General features: G+C 57.9%; 18 protein-coding genes. 11 read left to right on the forward strand and 7 right to left on the reverse strand.

The features are described from left to right. The first annotated feature begins 39 nt into the window (after window positions 1-39). Genes mnmG through FHT78_RS27520 form a run of 4 tightly spaced genes read left to right on the forward strand, consistent with a single transcriptional unit; the run spans window position 40 to window position 4,286 of the window. Entirely contained in the window at window positions 40-1,914 is a 1,875-nt protein-coding gene (gene mnmG, locus FHT78_RS27505) for a tRNA uridine-5-carboxymethylaminomethyl(34) synthesis enzyme MnmG (protein WP_183749719.1), read from the forward strand. Between the two features lie 27 nt (window positions 1,915-1,941). After that, window positions 1,942-2,559 carry a 16S rRNA (guanine(527)-N(7))-methyltransferase RsmG gene (rsmG, locus tag FHT78_RS27510; protein WP_183749720.1) on the forward strand — a complete coding sequence of 206 codons (618 nt, stop codon included), beginning with the start codon at window positions 1,942-1,944 and terminating at the stop codon, window positions 2,557-2,559. Window positions 2,560-2,578: 19 nt separating this feature from the next. After that, window positions 2,579-3,373, forward strand: a complete 795-nt coding sequence (locus FHT78_RS27515) for a ParA family protein (protein WP_183749865.1) — start codon at window positions 2,579-2,581, stop codon at window positions 3,371-3,373. A 31-nt stretch (window positions 3,374-3,404) separates the two neighbouring features. Beyond that, complete coding sequence (locus FHT78_RS27520; RefSeq protein WP_183749721.1) at window positions 3,405-4,286, forward strand: ParB/RepB/Spo0J family partition protein; 882 nt, start codon at window positions 3,405-3,407, stop codon at window positions 4,284-4,286. Here the strand turns inward: FHT78_RS27520 and holA are convergent, their stop codons facing one another. From holA to leuS, 3 genes are read right to left on the reverse strand one after another with little or no spacing between them, the layout of a single operon-like run. Further along, entirely contained in the window at window positions 4,287-5,333 is a 1,047-nt protein-coding gene (gene holA / locus FHT78_RS27525) for a DNA polymerase III subunit delta (protein WP_183749722.1), read from the reverse strand. A 12-nt stretch (window positions 5,334-5,345) separates the two neighbouring features. Further along, window positions 5,346-5,867, reverse strand: coding sequence for an LPS assembly lipoprotein LptE (lptE, locus tag FHT78_RS27530; RefSeq protein WP_183749723.1), 522 nt, complete (start codon window positions 5,865-5,867; stop codon window positions 5,346-5,348). Next, entirely contained in the window at window positions 5,857-8,487 is a 2,631-nt protein-coding gene (gene leuS, locus FHT78_RS27535; protein WP_183749724.1) for a leucine--tRNA ligase, read from the reverse strand. The genes lptE and leuS overlap by 11 nt, the downstream gene beginning before the upstream one ends. A 192-nt stretch (window positions 8,488-8,679) precedes the next feature. Between leuS and FHT78_RS27540 the strand changes: the two genes are divergently transcribed. After that, a complete protein-coding gene (locus FHT78_RS27540) occupies window positions 8,680-9,339 on the forward strand; it encodes a YggS family pyridoxal phosphate-dependent enzyme (protein ID WP_183749725.1) in 660 nt (219 codons plus the stop codon). Between the two features lie 416 nt (window positions 9,340-9,755). Beyond that, a complete protein-coding gene (locus FHT78_RS27545) occupies window positions 9,756-10,691 on the forward strand; it encodes a flagellin (protein WP_183749726.1) in 936 nt (311 codons plus the stop codon). 71 nt (window positions 10,692-10,762) lie between these two features. Here FHT78_RS27545 and FHT78_RS27550 read toward each other — a convergent pair whose 3' ends face one another. Further along, a complete protein-coding gene (locus FHT78_RS27550) occupies window positions 10,763-11,464 on the reverse strand; it encodes a DUF1013 domain-containing protein (protein WP_113300824.1) in 702 nt (233 codons plus the stop codon). A 234-nt stretch (window positions 11,465-11,698) separates the two neighbouring features. On the opposite strand from FHT78_RS27550, the gene acs reads away from it, so the two are divergent. Further along, on the forward strand, window positions 11,699-13,654 hold the full coding sequence (acs, locus tag FHT78_RS27555; RefSeq protein ID WP_183749727.1) for an acetate--CoA ligase: 1,956 nt from the start codon (window positions 11,699-11,701) through the stop codon (window positions 13,652-13,654). Between the two features lie 32 nt (window positions 13,655-13,686). On the opposite strand, the gene FHT78_RS27560 is transcribed toward acs, so the two are convergent. Beyond that, window positions 13,687-14,103 (reverse strand): thermonuclease family protein, encoded by a 417-nt coding sequence (locus tag FHT78_RS27560; RefSeq protein WP_246715434.1) that lies wholly within the window; start codon window positions 14,101-14,103, stop codon window positions 13,687-13,689. Between the two features lie 74 nt (window positions 14,104-14,177). Then, window positions 14,178-14,402, reverse strand: coding sequence for a DUF1674 domain-containing protein (locus tag FHT78_RS27565; protein WP_183749729.1), 225 nt, complete (start codon window positions 14,400-14,402; stop codon window positions 14,178-14,180). Window positions 14,403-14,513: 111 nt separating this feature from the next. On the opposite strand from FHT78_RS27565, the gene htpX reads away from it, so the two are divergent. The 4 genes from htpX to purH all read left to right on the forward strand — a co-directional run bounded on the left by htpX (window position 14,514) and on the right by purH (window position 20,429). Then, window positions 14,514-15,476: a zinc metalloprotease HtpX gene (gene htpX / locus FHT78_RS27570; protein WP_183749730.1), complete on the forward strand. Its 963-nt coding sequence runs from the start codon at window positions 14,514-14,516 to the stop codon at window positions 15,474-15,476. Continuing rightward, a complete protein-coding gene (locus FHT78_RS27575; RefSeq protein WP_183749731.1) occupies window positions 15,467-16,858 on the forward strand; it encodes an RsmB/NOP family class I SAM-dependent RNA methyltransferase in 1,392 nt (463 codons plus the stop codon). Before htpX ends, FHT78_RS27575 begins: the two co-directional genes overlap by 10 nt. Window positions 16,859-16,960: 102 nt before the next feature. After that, entirely contained in the window at window positions 16,961-18,628 is a 1,668-nt protein-coding gene (locus FHT78_RS27580) for a heparinase II/III family protein (RefSeq protein WP_183749732.1), read from the forward strand. Window positions 18,629-18,812: 184 nt separating this feature from the next. After that, a complete protein-coding gene (gene purH, locus FHT78_RS27585) occupies window positions 18,813-20,429 on the forward strand; it encodes a bifunctional phosphoribosylaminoimidazolecarboxamide formyltransferase/IMP cyclohydrolase (RefSeq protein WP_183749733.1) in 1,617 nt (538 codons plus the stop codon). 41 nt (window positions 20,430-20,470) lie between these two features. Here purH and FHT78_RS27590 read toward each other — a convergent pair whose 3' ends face one another. Next, a complete protein-coding gene (locus FHT78_RS27590) occupies window positions 20,471-21,859 on the reverse strand; it encodes an MFS transporter (protein WP_183749734.1) in 1,389 nt (462 codons plus the stop codon). Between the last annotated feature and the right edge of the window lie 28 nt (window positions 21,860-21,887).

The following is a 21,887-nucleotide window of genomic DNA, read 5'->3' on the forward strand; positions in this document are numbered from 1 at the left end:
GGGCGCGGGTTTCACGTGAAACCTTTTGTGGAGTAGCGCATGAGCGCGAGTAGTTATGATGTTATCGTGATAGGAGGCGGTCATGCCGGGTCGGAAGCGGCCTCGGCGGCTGCGAGAATGGGCGCGAAAACCGCCTTGATCACGCATCGGCGCGACACGATCGGCGTCATGTCCTGCAATCCTGCCATTGGCGGTCTTGGCAAGGGCCATCTTGTTCGCGAAATTGACGCGATGGATGGACTTATGGGTCGTATCGCTGATGCCGCGGGTATCCAGTTTCGTATGCTGAATAGAAAGAAGGGTGCAGCGGTTCGTGGCCCGCGCACTCAAGCGGATCGCAAGCTCTATCGCCTCGCGATGTTGAATGCCATTGAAGCAATCGACCACCTTGATGTGATCGAAGGAGACGCGGTTGATTTGGATATCAAAAACAATCGAGTCGCTGGCGTAATGATGAAAGACGGACGACTCATCGGGAGCCCGTCTGTGGTGATTACGACAGGCACGTTCCTTCGCGGACTTATCCATATAGGAAATGCGAAGACACCTGCCGGCCGCACCGGCGAACCACCTTCGATCGGGCTTTCAACGACATTCCTTCGATTGGGTTTGAAGCTGGGGCGCCTTAAAACCGGGACTCCGGCCCGTCTGAACGGAAAAACGATTGACTGGAAATCCGTTGGTCGTCAGGCTGCTGATGAGGAGTTGGTTCCCTTCTCCTTCATGACAGATCGGATCGTGAATCCGCAGGTCGAATGCGGTGTAACGCGAACAACAGAGGCGACACACCGCATCATCGTCGATAATTTGCAAAAATCGGCGATGTATTCCGGCCAGATCGAAGGTGTCGGTCCGCGATATTGCCCCTCGATCGAAGACAAGCTCGTCAAATTTGGGGAGAGAGACGGGCATCAGATCTTCTTGGAGCCAGAAGGGCTTGACGACAGTACCGTATATCCAAATGGGATTTCGACATCCCTGCCGGCCGACGTTCAAACCGCGTTCATCAGGACGATACCCGGCCTTGAACACGTCGAAATATTGCATCCTGGTTACGCTATTGAATATGATCATGTCGATCCGCGGGAGTTGACGGCAGCACTTGAAGTAAAAAAACTTCCGGGTCTTTTCTTGGCTGGGCAAATCAACGGAACGACAGGTTATGAGGAAGCCGGCGCCCAAGGTCTCGCCGCGGGTCTCAACGCAGCGTTGTCGAGCGGCGACTCCAAACCTTTTATCTTCAGTCGCACGAACTCCTATATTGGCGTTATGATTGATGATCTGACCATGCGGGGCGTCACGGAACCGTATCGTATGTTCACATCTCGCGCGGAATATCGGTTGACGCTTCGCGCAGACAATGCCGATGCGAGGCTTACGCCAGAGGCGGTCGAACTTGGGTGTGTGTCCAGTGAACGCCAGGCGCGTTTTGCGGCATATCAAAACGAACTGGAGAGCGCTCGAACGCTGCTTCAGTCTTTTTCCGTCACGCCGAATGAAGCGCGTAAAGCGGGACTTAACCTCAACCTGGATGGTCAGCGCCGAACCGCTTATGAACTCCTTTCCTATCCAGAATATACGTTTTCGCAGTTGGAGCAGGTTTGGGGAGGTCTAAGATCTTTCTCGAAGAAAGTCGCTGAGGCCTTGGAGATCGAGGCGATCTATTCTGTTTACATGGATCGCCAGGCAGCAGCCATCGAGACGCAGCGACGGGATGAGGCACGCTTGATTCCGGAGGACTTCAACTACAGTAGCCTCTCGGGACTCTCGAACGAGTTGAAGAATAAACTCAACTTGCAGAAGCCTGCCAACATTGCTCAGGCTTTGAAGGTGGAAGGCATGACACCAGCAGCGATTTCGCTCTTGCTGGTGCATTTGCGCCGTGAAGAAAGTATTCGTAGTCAGGTTGCATAACGGCTGCAGATTTGAGAGTCTTCGAGAATGGAATTAAACGGATTGCGTGTTTCACGTGAAACACAGGAACGTCTGCAACATTTCGCAGAGCTCTTCACCAAATGGGCCAAGGCGATCAACCTTGTCGCGCCTTCGACCATGGGTGATATGTGGAGCCGGCATATCGCGGATAGTGCGCAAATATTTCAGATCTCTCCTCACCCGCAGACCTGGATCGACCTCGGGAGCGGCGGTGGCTTTCCGGGTGTGATTACCGCGATTTTTCTTACCGAACAGCAGCAAGGCTGGGTTCACTTGGTGGAGAGCAATAATAAGAAGGCGGCATTTCTGCGAACCGCTTTGCGAGAAACTGGCGCGCGCGGTGAAGTACATGCCGTCAGGATCGAGGATGCGCCGGTAGCAATAGCTGCTTGCGATGCTATCTCCGCCCGCGCGCTGGCGGATCTCGATAAGCTGATTGAATACGCGGCGCCATGGATGGCTGGAAAAGAAAATAATCGCGCATATTTTCACAAAGGCCGGGATTACCGGAGAGAGATCCAGAAAGCACATGGTCGCTGGACCTTTGATCTGCTAGAACACAATAGCGCTGTTGAGCAAGATTCTGTCATTCTCGAAATATCAAATCTCCAGCGCCTGGTTTAACGAAGCGGATATTGCGGCAATGGCTGGCGAACGTAATCGGATTATCACCATCGCAAATCAAAAGGGTGGCGTCGGCAAGACGACCACTGCTATCAATTTGGCAACCGCTCTTGCCGCCATTGGCGAGCGCGTGCTGATTATCGATCTGGATCCACAGGGCAATGCAAGCACTGGTTTGGGTATTGATCGACGCAATCGTAAGCTTTCCTCTTATGATCTGATGGTCGGCGGAGCTGGCGTCGGTGAGGTCGCGTTGGAGACCGCGGTTCCCAATCTTTTTATCGTGCCGTCGACAATGGATCTCCTCGGAGTGGAGATGGAGATCTCCCAGCAGAGCGATCGAGTCTTCAAGCTCAAAAAAGCATTGTCTTCTTCCGAAGCGGTGTCTTTTTCTTATATCCTTCTCGACTGCCCGCCTTCTTTCAACTTGCTGACGATGAATGCCATGGCGGCTGCACATTCCGTGCTAGTACCGCTGCAGTGCGAGTTCTTCGCCCTTGAAGGTTTGAGCCAGCTTCTGGAGACCGTCAACCAGGTTCGCCGAACGGTCAATCCGCAGCTCGACATCCAAGGCATCGTGCTGACGATGTTCGACGCTCGTAATAATCTGGCGCAGCAAGTCGTCAATGACGTGCGGACTCACCTTGGTGAGAAAGTCTATCACACGCTTATCCCACGTAATGTCCGTGTTTCAGAGGCACCCTCATACGGCAAGCCGGCAATTCTCTACGATCTTAAGTGCGCCGGCAGTCAGGCCTATCTGCAGCTCGCATCGGAAGTTATCCAGCGAGAGCGGCAGAGGCTGGCCGCTTGAAGAGTGCATGACAGAGTAAGCGAGTTTGGACATGAATGACGATACATCGAAAAGGCGGCTTGGTCGTGGTCTCGCGGCCCTGATAGGTGAAATGGATCAGCCTGTTCCGGTTGAGGCGGAGCGGCCTACGGTCAGCGCCGACCGGATGATCCCTATCGAGTTCGTCACCCGTAACCCTCGTAATCCTCGTCGTTTCTTCGATGATGCTGAACTTCACGATCTTGCGAGTTCGATCCGCCAGCACGGTATCGTGCAGCCGATCGTCGTCAGGACGCTGGGGCGGGACCGCTATGAAATCATAGCCGGCGAAAGACGTTGGCGGGCGGCGCAGTTGGCCGGTTTGATCGAAATCCCCGTTATTATCAGGGATGTTGATGACAAGACAGCGCTGGAAATTGCGATCGTTGAGAACGTCCAGCGCTCCGATCTCAATGCTCTCGAAGAGGCGCTCGGCTATGAACAGCTCATTGCCGAATATGGATATACCCAGAACGATCTCGGTGAGATTATTGGCAAGAGCCGCAGCCATGTTGCAAATTCGTTGCGCCTATTGAAGCTGCCCGAACCAGTTCGGGACATGTTGGCCGCCGGAAGCCTTTCCGCGGGCCATGCGCGTGCGCTGGTTTCGACATCAGATCCCTCCGCACTCGCGCGTACGATTGTTTCCAAGGGCATGTCAGTGCGCGATGCGGAGAAGCTTGCACAGAACGACATTAAGGCTCAGTCAGAGCCGCAGGCGCCGGTTCAAAGGAGCCAGAAGGATTCCGATACGTTGGCTCTGGAGCGCACGCTGTCGGATACGCTCGGGCTCGATGTCTCTATCAATCACAAGGCCAGCGGTGGTCAGATCCGCATCTTCTATAAGTCCCTGGAGCAGCTCGAGGAAGTCTGCAGGCTTCTGGAGCGTCGCTGATCAGCCTTGAGGGCGTCTTGCCGACTGCAGTGTCGTGGAGAGCAGCGTCTGCATGGCGATGCTGTCTTCCAATATCTGACGCTGCCTGGTTTGCAGGACAGCTGCCTGCAGGCGTTTTGTTTCACGCGAAATGGCCTCCGCGCTCCAGCTCTTTAATGCTTGTTCTATAATCGGCTTGCGACGGAAGTGAAGGTGCCTACCCTGCGTCTGCATAATTTGCGCAGCGGGCAGTTTCTTCTCGTCCATTTCCGCGCGCATCGTATCGAGAAGCTGAAACTGTCGAAGGCAAGCTTGCAGAACCAGGAAGACTGAGGTCTTGGAGCTGGTGATTTTCTGCATCGCATGCAGGAAGCTGTCACTGTTACCGCTCAATATCGCGTCAACGGCATCATCGACCGAAATCGCACTGGCATCGCCAATTATTTCGGTAACGTGATGACCCTCGATCGTTCCCATGCCTCGGCAATAGAGCGCCAGTTTGCGAATTTCATTTCTGGAAGCAATTCTGTCGCCGCCGATCAGCGCGACGAGAGCTTGCCTGGCAGCAGGGGTTATACCCAACCCTTCGGCGGAAAGTTCATTGTCGATCAGTGCGTTCAGCGCTCGGCCGTCGTCGGCATAGCAGGGGATGGCGACTGCTGCGCTACGAGCAGCCTCAACCGTCTTACGTAAGGCTGCCCCCTTTTTCAGGTCGCCTGCTTCGATGACGATACTGGCCGCTTCAAGGGACGCGCCGGCCAGAAATCCGACAGCGTCGACGAGATATTTCTCGTTTGTGGCACCCTTTACCCATATCAGCTTTTCACCGCCGAAAAGACCGATAGATTGGGCTTCGTCAACCAGTCGGCCAGGCTCTTTTTGTAAATCGCCGACATCGAGCTTGGTGACAGAGAACGGATCGCTCTGATCTATGCCACTCTTTGCAGCGATCATACCGGCGCGCTCGGAAACGAGTCCACGGTCCGGGCCGTAGATCAGGTAGATGCGGTACAGGCGAGCGGATTTCTGCAGAAACCCTTCAAACTCATGGGATTTGATTTCCGCCACCCTACCGCTCCCTTAGCGGCTGAGCGCGGCGGCGATATCTGCTCCCACGAATTCGGCCGCCTGATTGGCAGCGCGATTTTCGGCATCACGGATAGCCCGCTGCTTCGCAAATTCCTGTCTCGGGAAGTCGACCAGCGCCGTCGCTTCGCGTCTGCCCGCTTTGATCACTTGATTATCTTTGGTGGTACGCAAAGTGTAGCTGACCGAGACCGTCGCGCGACCTGCGCGAGATGTATCCGAGGACTGAACAAGCAATGTATCGGCAACATATGACGAAACTTGCATATCAACCATGTAATTCGGCTTTTCAACTTCACCGGCACCGCGGGACGCCAGGAAGATCAGATGGTTGCGAACTTCCTGGCCGACACGCGTACCCGCTTCGGAAAAGCCGACGGAGCCGAGTTTCTCGGTAACGCCGGTGCTTTCGGAGTAAAGCGGACGAACCTGGCAGGCGGAAAGAAACGCCGTTGTGACAAGGATCGTGACGATGCCGGCGCGGTGCGCAAGCTTGCGGACGAAATCAGACGACAATGTTAACAATCCTCTGTGGAACCACGATGATTTTCTTCGGTGCTTGGCCGTTCAAGACATTTTTCACCGCGTCCAATTCCAGCACGGCTTCGGTGACGGCATTCTGATCTGCGTCGCGAGAAATTGTCAATTCGGCGCGCTTCTTGCCGTTGATTTGCACGGGAAGGGTCACGTCGTTCTCCACGACCAGCGATTCGTCATAATTTGGCCATGCCGTATGGGCGATGAGCTCCGCGTTGCCAAGGATCATCCAGCATTCTTCGGCCAGGTGCGGGGTCATCGGCGCAACGAGTTGAATAAGGATTTCGGCCGCATTTCGGATGGCTGCCCGATAACTGGCATCGCCCTCCCCGGCCGCGACCTTCGTCAGCGGGCCTGCCAGCGCGTTGACGAGTTCGTAGATGCGAGCGACCGCCTTGTTGAACCAGAGCCTGTCATAGTCGTTCTGGACGGCCTTCAGCGTCTTGTGGGCAAGCTGCGAAATTGCCAACGCATCACCTTCCTTTGCCGGCTTGGGCTCGACAGCGGCCAGGGCTTCTGCCGCTTCCGAGACCAGACGCCAGAGGCGCTGTGTGAAGCGATGGGCACCTTCGACCCCGGCTTCCGACCAGATGACGTCTCGCTCAGGCGGAGAATCGGACAAGACGAAGAAACGGGCAGTATCGGCGCCGTAGGAGGCGATGATATCATCTGGGTCCACGACATTCTTCTTCGACTTCGACATCTTTTCGATCGAGCCAATGGTAATTTCTTCGCCGCCCTCCAGCAGATAGGCGCTGCGCTTTCCGTCGATCTCCTCGATGCGGATATCGGCGGGGGAAATCCACTCGCGATGCATGCCGGCGCCGCGGCTATAGGTTTCGTGGACCACCATACCCTGGGTGAAGAGACCCTTGAAAGGCTCCTTGACGTCTACATGGCCGGTCTCGCGCATCGCGCGGGTGAAAAAGCGCGAATAGAGCAGGTGCAGGATCGCGTGTTCGATACCGCCGATATACTGGTCCACCGGCAGCCAGCGGTTGGCCACAGCAGGGTCGGTCGGCTGCTTCTCCCAGGGTGCCGTGAAGCGGGTGAAATACCAGCTCGAATCGACAAACGTGTCCATCGTATCAGTCTCGCGACGCGCATCCTTGCCGCATTGCGGGCAGGCGACGTGACGCCAGGTCGGGTGACGGTCCAGCGGATTGCCAGGCTGATCGAAAGTTACATCCTGCGGCAGCTTCACAGGCAGGTCCTTTTTCGGAACCGGCACGACACCGCAATCATCGCAATGGATGACCGGGATTGGACAACCCCAGTAACGCTGGCGGGAAATGCCCCAGTCGCGCAGGCGGAAATTGACCTTGCGTTCGCCCTGCGGCGCATTGCCAAGCAGGGTGGACGACAGTTTGTCGGCAACAATCTGGAAGGCTTCGTCCGCTTTCTTGCCGTCGAGGAAGCGCGAGTTGATCATCACGCCCTCGCCGTCATAGGCGACATCGCCGATGGTGAAGCTTGCGGCATCGCCATCCTCAGGCATGACGACCGGCACGACCGGCAGGCCGTATTTGCGGGCGAAATCCAGGTCTCGCTGGTCGCCGGAGGGGCAGCCGAAAATGGCGCCCGTGCCGTAGTCCATCAGAACGAAGTTGGCGACGTAGACCGGCAGCTCCCAAGATGGATCGAGCGGATGCTTCACGCGGATGCCGGTATCCATCCCCTTCTTCTCAGCCGTCTCAAGTGCAGCAAGAGAAGTTCCAGCACGCCGGCATTCCTCACAGAAGGCCTCGATGTCAGGATTCCTTCCCGCTGCCTCCTTGGCGAGCGGATGATCGGCGGCGATCGCCAGGAAGGAGGCCCCGAAGAGCGTATCCGGGCGCGTCGTGTAGACCTCCACTTCGGTTTCGTCGGCAGGTGCGGTTTCCGGGACGATCTCCCAGCGGATCGTGAGGCCTTCAGAGCGACCGATCCAGTTTTTCTGCATCAGGCGCACTTTTTCCGGCCACTGATCGAGCGTATCAAGCGCGTCCAGCAGGTCCTGGCTGAAGTCGGTGATTTTGAAGAACCACTGCGTCAGTTCGCGCTGCTCGACCAGCGCGCCGGAACGCCAGCCACGGCCGTCGATGACCTGTTCGTTGGCGAGAACGGTATTGTCGACCGGATCCCAGTTCACCTTAGACTGCTTGCGGTAGACGAGGCCCTTTTCCAGGAAGTCCAGGAAGAGATGCTGCTGCTGCTGATAGTACTCGACATCGCAGGTCGCGAATTCGCGTGACCAGTCCAGCGACAGGCCCATCGCCTTCAGCTGTGCCTTCATCGAGCCGATGTTCTGGTAGGTCCAGGATGCGGGGTGTACGCCGCGCTCCATAGCCGCATTTTCCGCCGGCATGCCGAAGGCATCCCAACCCATCGGATGGAGCACATTATAGCCGCGGGCGCGCTTGTAGCGCGCCACCACGTCACCCATGGCATAATTGCGAACATGGCCCATATGGATTCTGCCCGAAGGATAGGGAAACATCTCCAGGACGTAATATTTTTCGCGCGGATCGGAGTTGTCGGTCTCGAAGACCTTTTCCTCGTTCCATTTCTGCTGCCAGCGAGGCTCGACATCGCGCGGATTGTAACGTTCGGTAGCCATAATCAGATTTCCGGAAAATCAAGGGAGGTTGGCCGAGACCTTCACCATGAAACCAATCAAGCGTCAAGTTTTGCGGGCGCTTCACGCGTTCGATCTTGGCTTGGAGGCGATTTCGCAGAGACAAGTCTTGGCAAGGCCACGAGAGCCCAGTAGTGCATTGCCGATGGATTAGCCGGATGTCGGGGCATAGCGATGGAACTTCAAGAGCGTTTGAAAGAAGTATGGTCCAAGATCGATGCCGCGGGGCGGGATGCGGGCCGTCCGGCACGTTCAGTGCAACTTGTGGCGGTCTCCAAGACTTTTGACGCCGATACCATTCGCCTGGCTATTGAAGCTGGCCAGCGCATTTTTGGAGAAAACCGCGTTCAGGAAAGCCAGGGAAAATGGCCGGAACTGAAGGCGGAAACGCCCGGCATCGAGTTGCACCTCATCGGCCCGCTGCAATCCAACAAGGCTGCGGAAGCGGTTGCGCTCTTCGATGTGATCGAGACCATTGACCGTGAGAAGATCGCGCGCGCCATTGCTGAGGAGATGAGGCGGCAGGGCAAGGTGTTGCGTCTCTATGTGCAGGTCAATACAGGCCTGGAACCACAAAAGGCCGGTATTGCGCCTGGCGATACAGCCGCTTTCGTGAACTTCTGTCGCAGTGAGCTCGGCCTCACCATTGAAGGGTTGATGTGTATTCCGCCGGCGGATGAAAATCCCGGCCCGCATTTCGCCCTGCTCGCCAAGCTCGCAGAAAAGTGCGGCGTACAAAGACTCTCCATGGGCATGTCGGGTGACTACGAGATCGCCATTGCGTTCGGGGCCACGAGCGTGCGTGTCGGCTCGGCGATTTTCGGGGCGCGTTAACAAATGGCGGAAAACGACCTCTTCGAATCAGAGGCTTGCTCGTGATTCAACGAGCTATCCGCGGCCCCCTGTTTGGAAAGCGATAATATTCATTAATGCGAAAAAAGTTTCAGCAGGCGGTTTCTCTCGTGAAGCCTTGATTGGTCAAACTCGGCCATGCTTCTCTAAGTCATTCTAAATACCAGATAATTTTTGCGGGATTCGTGTGCTTCTTCCAGGCTCCTCGGAAGCCGCCGCAAGCCCTAACGAGAGCTTAAATTAAATTTTCCGAAAAGCTAATTGAGGAATTATTAACTATGTTGGGTGCAACCATTCGTTAACGGCAATGACCCAGCTCTCTTGGGTTTTGCATGAAGCGTCGCCGTTACCGGACTTGTCCGGATGACCCCTTTCACTTTGATTGCGGAAAACGGAACATGACAAGCATCCTCACCAACAACGCTGCCATGGCAGCGCTGCAGACCCTGCGCGGCATAAACGATAGCCTCAAGGATACCCAGGGTCGGGTCTCTTCGGGCTACCGTATCGATAAGGCGGCGGACAATGCTGCCTACTGGTCGATCGCAACAACCATGCGTTCGGACAATAAGGCCCTCTCGGCCGTTTCCGATGCACTCGGCCTTGGTGCAGCAAAGGTGGACACCGCCTATACCGCCATGGACAACGCCATCGACGTTGTCACGGAAATCAAGGCGAAGATCGTCGCTGCCACGGAAAAGGGCGTGGACAAAACCAAGATCCAGGAAGAACTCGACCAGCTGCAGGAACAGCTGGTGAGCATCGCCCAGTCGGCTTCCTTCTCCGGTGAAAACTGGGTTGCCGGCGCTTCGGGCACGAAGAGCGTCGTCTCCTCTTTCGTCCGTGACGGTTCGAATGCCGTTTCTGTCAAGATGACGGATTATGTCCTGAACGACGGCACGCTTGGCAATGTGCTGTTCGGGATGAACAGCAATGGCACGATCCAAACGACGAGCGGCATCATCGGCACCGCCTTCAACGGGACTTATGGCAATACGGTTATCGTCATGCCGTCGATCTATGCGCTCGATATCACCACCTTCACACAAGGCCAGCTCGATGGAGCGCTTTCCGGCGTCGAACTTGTGCTCCAGGCCTTGACGAATGCAGGCTCGCAGCTCGGTTCGATTTCGACCCGAATACAGTTGCAGGAAACCTTCGTCAGCGCCCTGAGCGACTCGATCGACTCGGGTGTTGGCCGCCTCGTCGATGCCGACATGGAAGAGGAATCCTCCAAGCTCTCTGCCCTGCAGACGCAACAGCAGCTTGCGATCCAGTCTCTCTCGATTGCGAATTCCTCGGCACAGAACATTCTCTCGCTCTTCCGCAGCTAATAAGCGCGCAGGAGACGGCAACAAAAAACCCCGCCATTGGCGGGGTTTATTCATTTCTGCATATGACGATCTTAGAACTGATCGTCTTCATCCTCGTCCTTAGGCGCCGAACGCAGTGAGCTCAGCTTGCGGAAGACGGCATCGGCGTCGATTTCCTTTTCCTCCTCGCGCTCGTAGCTCGGCGTCAGACGCTCTGTTTCCTGAGCGGACTGCAGCGTTGCGCCGAGTTCGGCAGCGGTCGGCAGCGGACGGCCCTTGGATGCCTTTTCCACTTCCATGTCGAGATCGATCTGGCTGCAAAGGCCGAGCGTGACCGGGTCCATCGGTGCCAGGTTTGCCGAATTCCAGTGGGTGCGCTCGCGGATCTGCTCGATCGTCGACTTGGTGGTGCCGACGAGACGCGAAATCTGGGCATCTTTCAGTTCCGGATGGTTGCGAACCAGCCAGAGAATGGCGTTCGGGCGGTCCTGACGCTTGGAAACCGGCGTGTAGCGCGGACCGCGGCGTTTGGATTCCGGTACGCGGACCTTCGGCTCGGAAAGCTTCAGCTTATAGTTGGGGTTACCCTCGGCGCGGGCGATTTCATCGCGGGAAAGCTGGCCGGTGGCGATCGGGTCCAGGCCCTTGATACCCTGCGCGGCTTCGCCATCGGCAATCGCCTTGACTTCGAGCGGATGCAGTTTGCAAAACTGAGCGATCTGGTCGAAAGACAGGGCTGTATTGTCGACGAGCCAGATGGCAGTCGCCTTTGGCATGAGCAGTTGTTGAGCCATGGATATAGTCCTTCTGTCGTCCGCGCCGGTGTCGCGGTCCGTGGATTGTCACCACAATGTCCGGGAAATATGGCGCTATATAACCGCACTGTCGCAGAATTGCAATTCTTCAGAAATGAAATGACCTTTGTCTAATTGCCGTCATCAGACGACCTGATATGAATTGCGCAATTCAAGTCCGGTCGCTGCGTCGAAACCATCGGCCGTTGCATAGCCTTGTGAGGAGGAGTTCCCATGTCGGAGAAGATCTATCCGGTTTCCAAACCGGTGAAGACTCGTGCGCTGATCGATCAGGCCAAGTACGAGCAATGGTACGAGGAGAGCATTGAAAATCCTGACAAGTTCTGGGGTAAACACGGCAAGCGCATCGACTGGTTCAAGCCCTATACCAAGGTCAAGAACACCTCCTTCACCGGCAAGGTGTCGATCAAGTGGTTCGAGGACGGCCAGACCAATGTTTCCTATAATTGCATTGATCGTCACCTGAAGACGAACGGCAACCAGACCGCCATCATCTTCGAAGGCGACAACCCCTATATCGATAAGAAGATCACCTATAACGAACTCTATGAGCACGTCTGCCGGATGGCGAACGTGCTGAAGAAGCATGGCGTCAAAAAGGGTGACCGTGTCACCATTTACATGCCGATGATCCCGGAAGCCGCCTATGCGATGCTCGCCTGCGCCCGCATCGGTGCGGTGCATTCCGTCGTCTTCGGCGGCTTCTCGCCGGAGGCGCTGGCCGGCCGTATCGTCGACTGCCAATCCACCTTCGTCATCACCTGCGACGAGGGCATTCGCGGGGGCAAGCCGGTTCCGCTGAAAGACAATACGGATACCGCCATCCATATTGCGGCCCGCCAGCATGTCACGGTCAGCAAGGTGCTCGTCGTGCGTCGCACCGGCGGCAAGACCGGCTGGGCGCCGGGCCGCGACCTCTGGTACCATCAGGAAATCGCCACGGTGAAGCCGGAATGCCCGCCGGTGAAGATGAGGGCGGAGGATCCGCTTTTCATCCTCTATACGTCAGGCTCGACGGGGAAGCCGAAGGGTGTCCTGCACACGACGGGCGGTTATCTCGTCTATGCGGCGATGACACATGAATATGTCTTCGATTATCACCCTGGTGATATCTACTGGTGCACGGCCGATGTCGGTTGGGTTACTGGTCATTCCTATATCGTTTATGGCCCGCTGGCGAACTGCGCGACAACGCTGATGTTCGAAGGCGTGCCGAATTTCCCGGACCAAGGCCGTTTCTGGGAAATCATCGACAAGCACAAGGTCAATATCTTCTACACTGCGCCGACGGCGATCCGTTCGCTCATGGGTGCTGGCGACCATTTCGTTACCCGCTCTTCGCGCGAGAGCCTACGGCTGCTCGGCACGGTCGGCGAACCGATCAATCCGGAAGCCTGGGAATGGTATTACAACGTCGTCGGCGAAAAGCGCTGCCCTGTGATCGATACATGGTGGCAGACGGAGACCGGCGGCCATATGATCACGCCGCTGCCGGGCGCAACCGACCTCAAGCCCGGATCGGCCACCAAGCCCTTCTTCGGCGTCAAGCCGCAGCTCGTCGACAATGAGGGTAAGGTGCTCGAGGGTGCCGCCGACGGCAATCTCTGCATCAGCGATAGCTGGCCGGGCCAGATGCGTACGGTCTATGGTGACCACGAGCGCTTCATCCAGACCTACTTCTCCACCTACAAGGGCAAGTATTTCACCGGTGACGGCTGCCGCCGCGATGAGGACGGCTATTACTGGATAACCGGCCGCGTTGATGACGTTCTGAACGTCTCCGGCCATCGTCTCGGCACCGCGGAAGTCGAATCCGCGCTCGTCTCGCACAATCTCGTCTCGGAAGCTGCCGTCGTCGGTTATCCGCATCCGATCAAAGGCCAGGGCATCTATTGTTACGTTACGTTGATGGCGGGCAATCAGGGCACAGATGAGCTGCGTCAGCAGCTCGTTAAACATGTGCGTGGGGAAATTGGTCCGATTGCAGCACCTGACAAAATCCAGTTCGCGCCCGGGCTGCCGAAGACCCGCTCGGGCAAGATTATGCGCCGCATCCTGCGCAAGATCGCCGAGGACGATTTCGGTTCGCTTGGCGATACCTCGACGCTGGCAGATCCGGCCGTTGTCGACGATCTCATCGCTAACCGGCAGAACAAGGCTACGGCTTAAGTCAAAGGGCCGCTCCGCCGTCAGGAGCGGCCCTATTCTTCCGCGCAGAAAACCTGTGGCTTGCGGCCGCCGTCATAGGCGCGGACCAGTCCTTCCGAAAGAAGATCCTGTGCGGGATTGCCCCCGTTCGCGAAAGTGACATCAGCGAGAATTCGGCCGAAATATTTATCGCCGGCGATCCCCCTCAACTGAATAATGGAGACGCCTGATATCATTTGTTGAAGCGCATCGCGGGCCTTAAGACCAGCCCTCCGGATTTCCGTGCATTTCGAATGGATTTCGGGCGCGTCTATGCCGCGAATGCGGACATGGACTTCCATAGTCTGCTGTGGCCAGGGTGTTGCGGCAACCAGTAGCGTATCGCCGTCAATGATCTGGATAATCTTCGCCGATACGGGTCCGTCGATTTCGTCCCGTGCCGCAAGGGTCGGCACAAACGAAAGAGACAACAGAAGAATCGAGAGCGGCTTCAACATAACAGGATAAATTCCGATTACGCTGCGAAGTCAATGGGAATATTTACCTAGAAGTCGATCGCTCGACCGTTGATCTCATAGTCGCCAAAGCGGGAGGGGTCAGCTCCGCCCCGCCCGCCGATCTCCAGTGGCAGTTCGGCAGGCTTCGCATTCTTGCGGCGCTCTTCGGCTTCGGCGAGCGCACGCCTGGCGGCAGGGGAAAGCATCTTGCGCGGCAGCTCGGAGCCTTCTGGCGCCGGGGTTTCCATATTGTCGTTATCGGCCGTCTGCATGCTGCACTCCCGCCTGAAAATATTGAAAATGGCTGGCGAATAACCAAATCATAGAGCGTCGGCGCCAGGATTTAAAGCATCGCGCTGCAATCAAGGAGATGGAGACCTCTGATGAACCTCGTGCGTACTGCCATGTTGCTTGCCTTCATGACGGCGCTTTTCATGTTTGTCGGCTTTTTGATCGGCGGCCGGGGCGGCATGATGATCGCCTTTCTCATCGCTGCCGGCATGAATTTCTTCTCCTACTGGAATGCTGACAGGATGGTGCTGTCGGCCTATCGGGCGCAGGAGGTCGATGAGCGCAACGCCCCGGAATTCTATCGTGTCGTACGCGATCTCGCTCATAATGCCGGGTTGCCGATGCCCAAGGTCTATCTCTATGACAACCCTCAGCCGAATGCCTTTGCGACCGGCCGCAATCCGGAGAATGCCGCCGTCGCGGCTTCTACGGGCCTTCTTGCCGTCCTCTCGCCGGAAGAGGTTGCAGGCGTGATGGCGCATGAGCTTGCCCACGTCCAGAACCGCGATACGCTGACGATGACGATTACCGCCACGCTTGCGGGTGCAATCTCGATGCTCGGCAATTTCGCCTTCTTCTTCGGCGGCAATCGCGAGAACAACAACAATCCCCTGGGTTTCATCGGCGTGCTCGTCGCGATGATCGTGGCGCCGCTGGCCGCCATGCTGGTGCAGATGGCGATCAGCCGCACGCGCGAATATTCGGCCGACAGGCGCGGTGCTGAAATCTGCGGCAATCCATTGTGGCTGGCCTCGGCGCTGGGCAAGATTGCCCGCGGCACGGCGCATGTGCCGAACTACGACGCGGAGCGCAACCCGGCCACCGCGCATATGTTCATCATCAACCCGCTCTCCGGCGAGCGCATGGACAATCTGTTCTCGACACATCCGGATACCGAAAATCGTATTGCTGCCTTGCAGGAAATGGCACGGGGAGGTTTCGACGTCTCGACGCCGCCGGTTCGCGCTGCTAATCCGACACGCAAATCGCGCTCGGTTCCCAATACCGGTTTCGGCCGCGGTGACTCGCAACCGCCAAAGGGTCCGTGGTCTTGAATTCAGACGGCAAGAAGAAGCCAGCTCGCGAACAAAAAGCTTCAGCAGAACGCCCAGCGCCGGCACCGGTAAAACCCGGCCTGCCGGCGCGTGCGGCTGCCGCAAAAATCCTGGCCGCAGTCGTAGACAAAAAACTGCCGCTCGATGGCGCGCTGGATCACGAGCATGGAAATCCGGCCTACAAAGCGCTCGGGGAAAGCGATCGTGCGCTGGTCCGCGCCATTCTCAATACCACGCTCAGGCATCTGCCCCGCATTGATGCCGCCATTGCCTCGCTGCTCGAAACGCCACTGCCGGAAGGCGCCCGAGCTCTGCATCATGTGCTTGCCGTAGGTGCCGCGCAGATTCTCTATCTCGACGTTCCCGATCACTCCGCCGTCGACCTTGCTGTCGAACAGGCCAATCAGGATCCTCGCAATCGGCGTTTCGCCAAGCTCGTCAATGCGATCCTGCGCCGTCTCGGCCGCGAGAAGGAGCACATCCTTGCCGAGATTGCTGACATTCCGCCAATGCCGGCGTGGTTCATCGCGCGGCTTGCGAAAGCCTATGGGAAAGAGCGGGCGCTTGCCATTTCCGAATCCCAGCTTGAGCCTGCAGCGATCGATCTTACCGTTAAATCCGATGCCGCAGGCTGGGCGGAGCGCCTGAACGGCGCTGTGTTACCGACTGGCGGCGTGCGGCTTTCCGCTTTTGAAGGCGGCATTCCCTCGCTTGCCGGCTTTGACGAGGGTGAATGGTGGGTTCAGGACGCGGCTGCGAGCATTCCCGCAAAGCTCTTCGGTGAGCTTACCGGCAAGCGTGTTGCCGATCTATGCGCTGCACCGGGTGGCAAGACCGCACAGCTCATCCTTGCCGGTGGCAGGGTGACCGCAATCGATCAGTCCGAAAACCGGCTGAAGCGCTTGCGCTCCAATCTGGAGCGGCTTGGCCTCGAAGCCGATACGATCGCAGTGGATCTTACGAAATTCGAACCGTCCGAGCGCTTCGACGCGATTCTTCTCGACGCACCCTGCTCATCGACGGGTACGACGCGCCGGCATCCCGACGTGCTCTGGACGAAGGGGCCGGAGGATATTGCTAAATTGGCGGCACTGCAGGAGCGCCTTCTGCGCCATGCCGTTACCTTGCTGAACCCCGGCGGCGTGCTCGTCTTTTCCAACTGCTCGCTCGATCCGCAGGAAGGCGAAGAGGTCGTGGCGCGCGTTCTCGAAGATGTGAAGAGCGTCGAGCGGCTGCCGATCGACGCAATAAGATGGCCCGGCATGGAACAGGCCATTACACCGCTGGGCGAGTTTCGCACGCTCCCTACGATGCTGGATATGCCTGAAGGTTTCGCTTCGGGCCTCGACGGCTTCTACGCCGCAGTGCTCAGACGAGTCTGAATGCTATTATATTCTAACTTCATCACAAAATAATACATCGTGGCTAATGAAATCGGTTTAGATTCATCTATTCTTAACCACGAGGGTCAATAGACATTTGATATGCAGTCCGGTCGGCGTCTTGCGAGCATGTATGTTCGGGAAGCTTGGCGGCGCGGTACGCGCCGTGCCGCACTTCTGCGGCTGCGCTTCTTCCGACATGCAATTCCGGTTCCCGAACGCCTGATCGTCGCGCCGACGGATCTGAGAGGCGTCGATTCCCACGTTGCCGACGAGATCATCGACGGACGGTTTCCGCTCGCGGGCCGAATGCTGGAAACCGGTGGCAAGTCCCCCTTTACGCTTACTCTTCCGTCGCGTGCTTTCGCGATCAGGCTTCATAGTTTCGGCTGGCTGCGGCATATGCGGGCCAACAAGAGCGAGCGCGGTTCGGCTGTTGCCCGCGCGATCGTCGACAGTTGGCTTTCGATTCATGGAGGCCGTATCGAGGGGATCGCCTGGGAGACCGACGTCGTCTCACAGCGCGTCATTGCCTGGCTGGCGCATTCTCCGGTCGTTCTGCAGAACGCCGATCGCGCCTTCTATCGCCGCTTCATGAAGTCGCTCGCTTTTCATATCGGCTATTTGCGGCGCATGGCGCCCTATTCGACCGGCGAAGTCCGCTTCCGGCTGCGCATCGCGCTTGCCATGGCCTCCGTCGCCATGCCGGTGCGTGCCTCGACCATCCGGCGCGCCGCCCAGGCGCTCGACCGCGAATTCGATAGCCAGATTCTGCTTGACGGCGGCCATATCTCCCGCAATCCACGCATCGGGTTGGAGCTATTGCTCGATCTGCTGCCGCTGAGACAAACCTATGTCAATCTCGGCCATGATCTGCCGCAGAAGCTGATCTCCGGTATCGACCGCATGTACCCCGCCCTGCGCTTCTTCCGCCATCAGGACGGAGATCTGGCGCTCTTCAACGGCGCGACATCCACGCTGGCAGACGAGCTGATGTCCGTGCTGCGCTATGATGAGACGGCGGGCCAGCCTTTCAAGGCGCTGCCGCACTCACGCTATCAGCGGCTTGCCGCCGGCAAGACGGTGATCATTGCCGATACAGGGCCACCCTCGCCCGGCTGTTTCAGAACGGCCCACGCAGGCAGTCTCTCTTTCGAAATGTCCTCCGGCCGTTACCGCTTCATCGTCAACTCAGGATCACCGAAATTCGCCGGCCAGCGCTATGTTCAGATGGCCCGCACCACGGCTGCCCATTCCACCGTGGTTTTGAACGATACGTCCTCCAGCCGTTTCTCTCCCTCAGCCTTTCTGGCTCACATGATGACGGAACCGGTGGAAACGGTTGCCGCCGAGCGCGTGGAGACTGAGGATGGCCGCGAAGGCATCAAGGCAAGGCATGACGGTTATCTCGACGCTTTTGGGGTCATCCATGAGCGGGAGCTGACGCTGAATGCCGCCGGCTCCATCGTGACCGGCATGGACCGTTTCGTGACGGATGACCGGTATCACAGCGAAGGCCCGCTCCGGGCGGTTGCCCGCTTCCATATCCATCCCGCCATCGTGCCGCGGCAGAACGACACGGAATCCGTGCTGCTGACGGCGCCGGATGGCGAAAGCTGGTTGTTCTCCTCTCCCGGCAATGAAGTGCTGATCTCCGAAGATATTTTCTTTGCCGACAGCGCCGGTATCAGCAGCTCGGACCAGATCGAGATCGACTTCGATTTGGCGGAGAAACCTGAAATTCGCTGGTTTTTATCGCGCAAGAGCTAAAGCATTTCTGTTTTCTCTGAACATGGAAATGCTTTAGCTCTTTCCTTTATGCAGTTCCGAACGCAAACACTTTTGCTGGAATTGCTTCGGCGGCTGTTTGCGCCGGCTCCAAGCTGTGCTAACGCGGCCTCATCAAGCGTCCCTCGCCCGGATGTCTCCCGCGTAGCCCGAACGGAGAAGGTTCATGGCCGTCATTTCCAAGAAAATCCCCGCCCCCGACAAGGTCGAGATCAAGACTGCGCTGCTTTCTGTCTTCGACAAGACCGGTATCATCGACCTTGCCCGGTCGCTTTCGGCGCGTGGCGTGCGCTTGCTGTCGACCGGCGGCACCTACAAGGCGATCGCGGCCGAGGGACTTGCCGTAACCGACGTTTCCGAAGTGACTCAGTTTCCTGAGATCATGGATGGCCGCGTGAAGACCTTGCATCCCAAGGTGCATGGCGGCCTGCTGGCGATTCGTGACGATGCCGAACATCAGGAAGCTATGAAAGCACATGGGATCGACGGCATCGACCTGCTGGTCGTCAATCTCTATCCTTTCGAGGATGTTCGTGCGGCCGGTGGAGACTATCCGACGACGGTCGAGAATATCGATATCGGCGGCCCGGCAATGATCCGCGCTTCGGCCAAGAACCATGCCTATGTCACCGTCATTACCGACCCGGCAGACTATGCCGAGCTCGCCGAGCAACTGTCGGCCGATGCCGGCAAGACGGCCTATGCCTTCCGCCAGCGCATGGCAGCTAAGGCCTATGCCCGCACCGCCGCCTATGACGCTGCCATCTCCAACTGGTTTGCCGAGGCGCTTTCGATCGATACGCCGCGTCACCGCACCATTGGCGGCGTGCTGAAGGAAGAGATGCGCTATGGTGAAAACCCGCACCAGAAGGCTGCCTTCTATGTGACGGGCGAAAAGCGCCCGGGCGTTTCGACAGCCGTCCTGCTGCAGGGCAAGCAGCTTTCTTATAACAATATCAACGATACCGATGCGGCCTACGAGCTCGTTGCCGAGTTCCTGCCTGAGAAGTCGCCGGCCTGCGCCATCATCAAGCACGCCAATCCCTGTGGTGTCGCAACCGGTTCAACGCTTCTCGAAGCCTACAAGCGGGCGCTTGCCTGCGATTCCGTCTCGGCTTTCGGGGGTATTATCGCGCTGAACCAGACGCTCGATGCGGCGACAGCCGAAGAAATCATCCAGCTCTTCACCGAGGTCATTATCGCACCTGACGTCACCGAAGAAGCCAAGGCGGTCGTCGCACGCAAGCCTAACCTGCGCCTGCTCTCGGCCGGCGGCCTGCCGGATGCGCGTGCGGCCGGCATTACTGCCAAGACCGTTTCCGGCGGCCTGCTCGTCCAGAGCCGCGACAACGGCATGGTCGAGGATCTGGAACTGAAGGTGGTCACCAAGCGTGCGCCGACGGCCCAGGAGCTCGAAGACATGAAGTTCGCCTTCAAGGTCGGCAAGCATGTGAAGTCGAATGCGGTCGTCTATGCCAAGGACGGCCAGACTGCAGGTATCGGCGCCGGCCAGATGAGCCGCGTCGATTCCGCCCGCATCGCCGCGCTGAAGGCTGAGGAAGCGGCAAAGGCGCTCGGCCTCGCCGTTCCGATGACGCATGGTTCGGCAGTCGCTTCCGAAGCCTTCCTGCCCTTCGCCGACGGTCTGCTGTCGATGATTGCTGCCGGCGCTACCGCCGTGATCCAGCCGGGCGGTTCGATGCGCGATCAGGAGGTCATCGATGCCGCAAACGAGCACAATGTTGCGATGGTCTTTACCGGCATGCGCCATTTCCGCCATTAAACGGGACAACGGATAGATCCCCGACTTTGCGGCCGGGGAGTTTACCAGGCGCGATCTGCCGGATAGGGCGTGCGGATCAGCAACACCAGGCCTGCGGCCAGGAACAGGATCAGCGTCGACATGCCGAGATGCGCCGATCCGGTCATATAGGTCACGATCGAAAACAACAGCGTTGCCATGAAGCTCGTGGCGCGGCCGGACAGCGCATAGATGCCGAAATAGCGGCCGGCTTCTTCCAGGCTGACGCTGCGCGCCAGATAGGAGCGTGATGAAGCCTGCACTGGTCCGAAGGCAAGACCGATCAACAGGCCATAGAGAATATAGGCCTTTTCCGCCATCGTGCCGAATAAGCCGCCGCCGTCGGCAGTCGAAAGCGGCATCAGTCCGAAGAAAGTGTAGCCCGGGCCGGTGGAAATGATGCCGATCGTGGCCAGCAACAGCATGGCCAGGCTGATGATAACGGTAACCTTGGAGCCGATCCCCCTGTCGACGTGCCCGGCAATCAGGCAGCCGAGGATCGCCACGACATTGAGGATGATCCCGTAGATGCCGATCTCGATCGTTGCCCAGCCGAACATGCCCGCCGCGAAGGCGCCACCAAGGATCAGCAGGCCGTTGACGCCATCCTGATAGATCATGCGGGCGATAAGGAAGGTCAGGATGCCGCGGCGGGTCTTCAATTCGGCGAGCGTATTGCGCAATTCCCTGAGGCCGAAGCGCACGGCAAAGCTGAAAGGCAGGCCTATGCGGGCATCCGGTGTGAAGAAAAACATCGGCAGGATGAAGATCAGATACCAGACGGCCGAAATCGGACCGGTGACGCGCGCATCCTCGCCCGTATGAGTATCGAGGCCGAAAAGCGGATCGAGGCCCAGAATGGTCTTGCCGCTTTCCGGGCTGCCGGCCAGCAGCGCCACGACGGCGATCAGCACGATCATGCCGCCGAGATATCCAAGACCCCAGGCGGTGTTGGAAAGCTTGCCCACCTCGTCCTTGCCGACGAGGCGCGGCATCATGGAATCGTTGAATACGATCGAAAACTCCGCCGAGATTGAGGCGAGGATCATGAAGATGACGGGATAGATGATTGGCGAGCCGGGTGCCGCAAACCAGAGGCAGCAGAGGCTGACGATCTTGATCACAGCGAAGAAGGCGATCCAGGGTTTGCGCGCGCCGGACTGGTCGGCAATGGAGCCCAGTATGGGAGACAGGATGGCAATGATAACAGAGGAGATCGTCGCCATATTGCTCCACATCGTCTGCGCGGAGACGGGATCGGCCGTCAGTCGCGAGACGAAGTAGGGGCCGAAAATGAAGGTGGTAACCACGGTGAAGAAAGGTTGGGCTGCCCAATCGAAGAGCATCCAGCCCCATAGGCCCTTCTCCGTGGCTTTCGGCGGCTGCGTTCCTGTCCAGTCAATGCGATTCAAACGTCCGCTCCTTTTTTGGGCGGACTGT

This window comes from Rhizobium sp. BK196 (assembly GCF_014193255.1).
GTDB lineage: Bacteria > Pseudomonadota > Alphaproteobacteria > Rhizobiales > Rhizobiaceae > Rhizobium.

Excerpts from the sequence above, each read along its gene's own strand:
- FHT78_RS27515 (WP_183749865.1), top strand. The coding sequence starts at position 2,579 with ATGGCTGGCGAACGTAATCGGATTATCACCATCGCAAATCAAAAGGGT.
- htpX (WP_183749730.1), top strand. The coding sequence starts at position 14,514 with ATGAACCTCGTGCGTACTGCCATGTTGCTTGCCTTCATGACGGCGCTT.
- FHT78_RS27545 (WP_183749726.1), top strand. The coding sequence starts at position 9,756 with ATGACAAGCATCCTCACCAACAACGCTGCCATGGCAGCGCTGCAGACC.
- rsmG (WP_183749720.1), top strand. The coding sequence starts at position 1,942 with ATGGAATTAAACGGATTGCGTGTTTCACGTGAAACACAGGAACGTCTG.
- leuS (WP_183749724.1), bottom strand. The coding sequence starts at position 8,487 with ATGGCTACCGAACGTTACAATCCGCGCGATGTCGAGCCTCGCTGGCAG.
- FHT78_RS27540 (WP_183749725.1), top strand. The coding sequence starts at position 8,680 with ATGGAACTTCAAGAGCGTTTGAAAGAAGTATGGTCCAAGATCGATGCC.
- FHT78_RS27565 (WP_183749729.1), bottom strand. The coding sequence starts at position 14,402 with ATGCAGACGGCCGATAACGACAATATGGAAACCCCGGCGCCAGAAGGC.
- purH (WP_183749733.1), top strand. The coding sequence starts at position 18,813 with ATGGCCGTCATTTCCAAGAAAATCCCCGCCCCCGACAAGGTCGAGATC.
- FHT78_RS27580 (WP_183749732.1), top strand. The coding sequence starts at position 16,961 with ATGCAGTCCGGTCGGCGTCTTGCGAGCATGTATGTTCGGGAAGCTTGG.
- mnmG (WP_183749719.1), top strand. The coding sequence starts at position 40 with ATGAGCGCGAGTAGTTATGATGTTATCGTGATAGGAGGCGGTCATGCC.
- FHT78_RS27520 (WP_183749721.1), top strand. The coding sequence starts at position 3,405 with ATGAATGACGATACATCGAAAAGGCGGCTTGGTCGTGGTCTCGCGGCC.
- FHT78_RS27550 (WP_113300824.1), bottom strand. The coding sequence starts at position 11,464 with ATGGCTCAACAACTGCTCATGCCAAAGGCGACTGCCATCTGGCTCGTC.
- acs (WP_183749727.1), top strand. The coding sequence starts at position 11,699 with ATGTCGGAGAAGATCTATCCGGTTTCCAAACCGGTGAAGACTCGTGCG.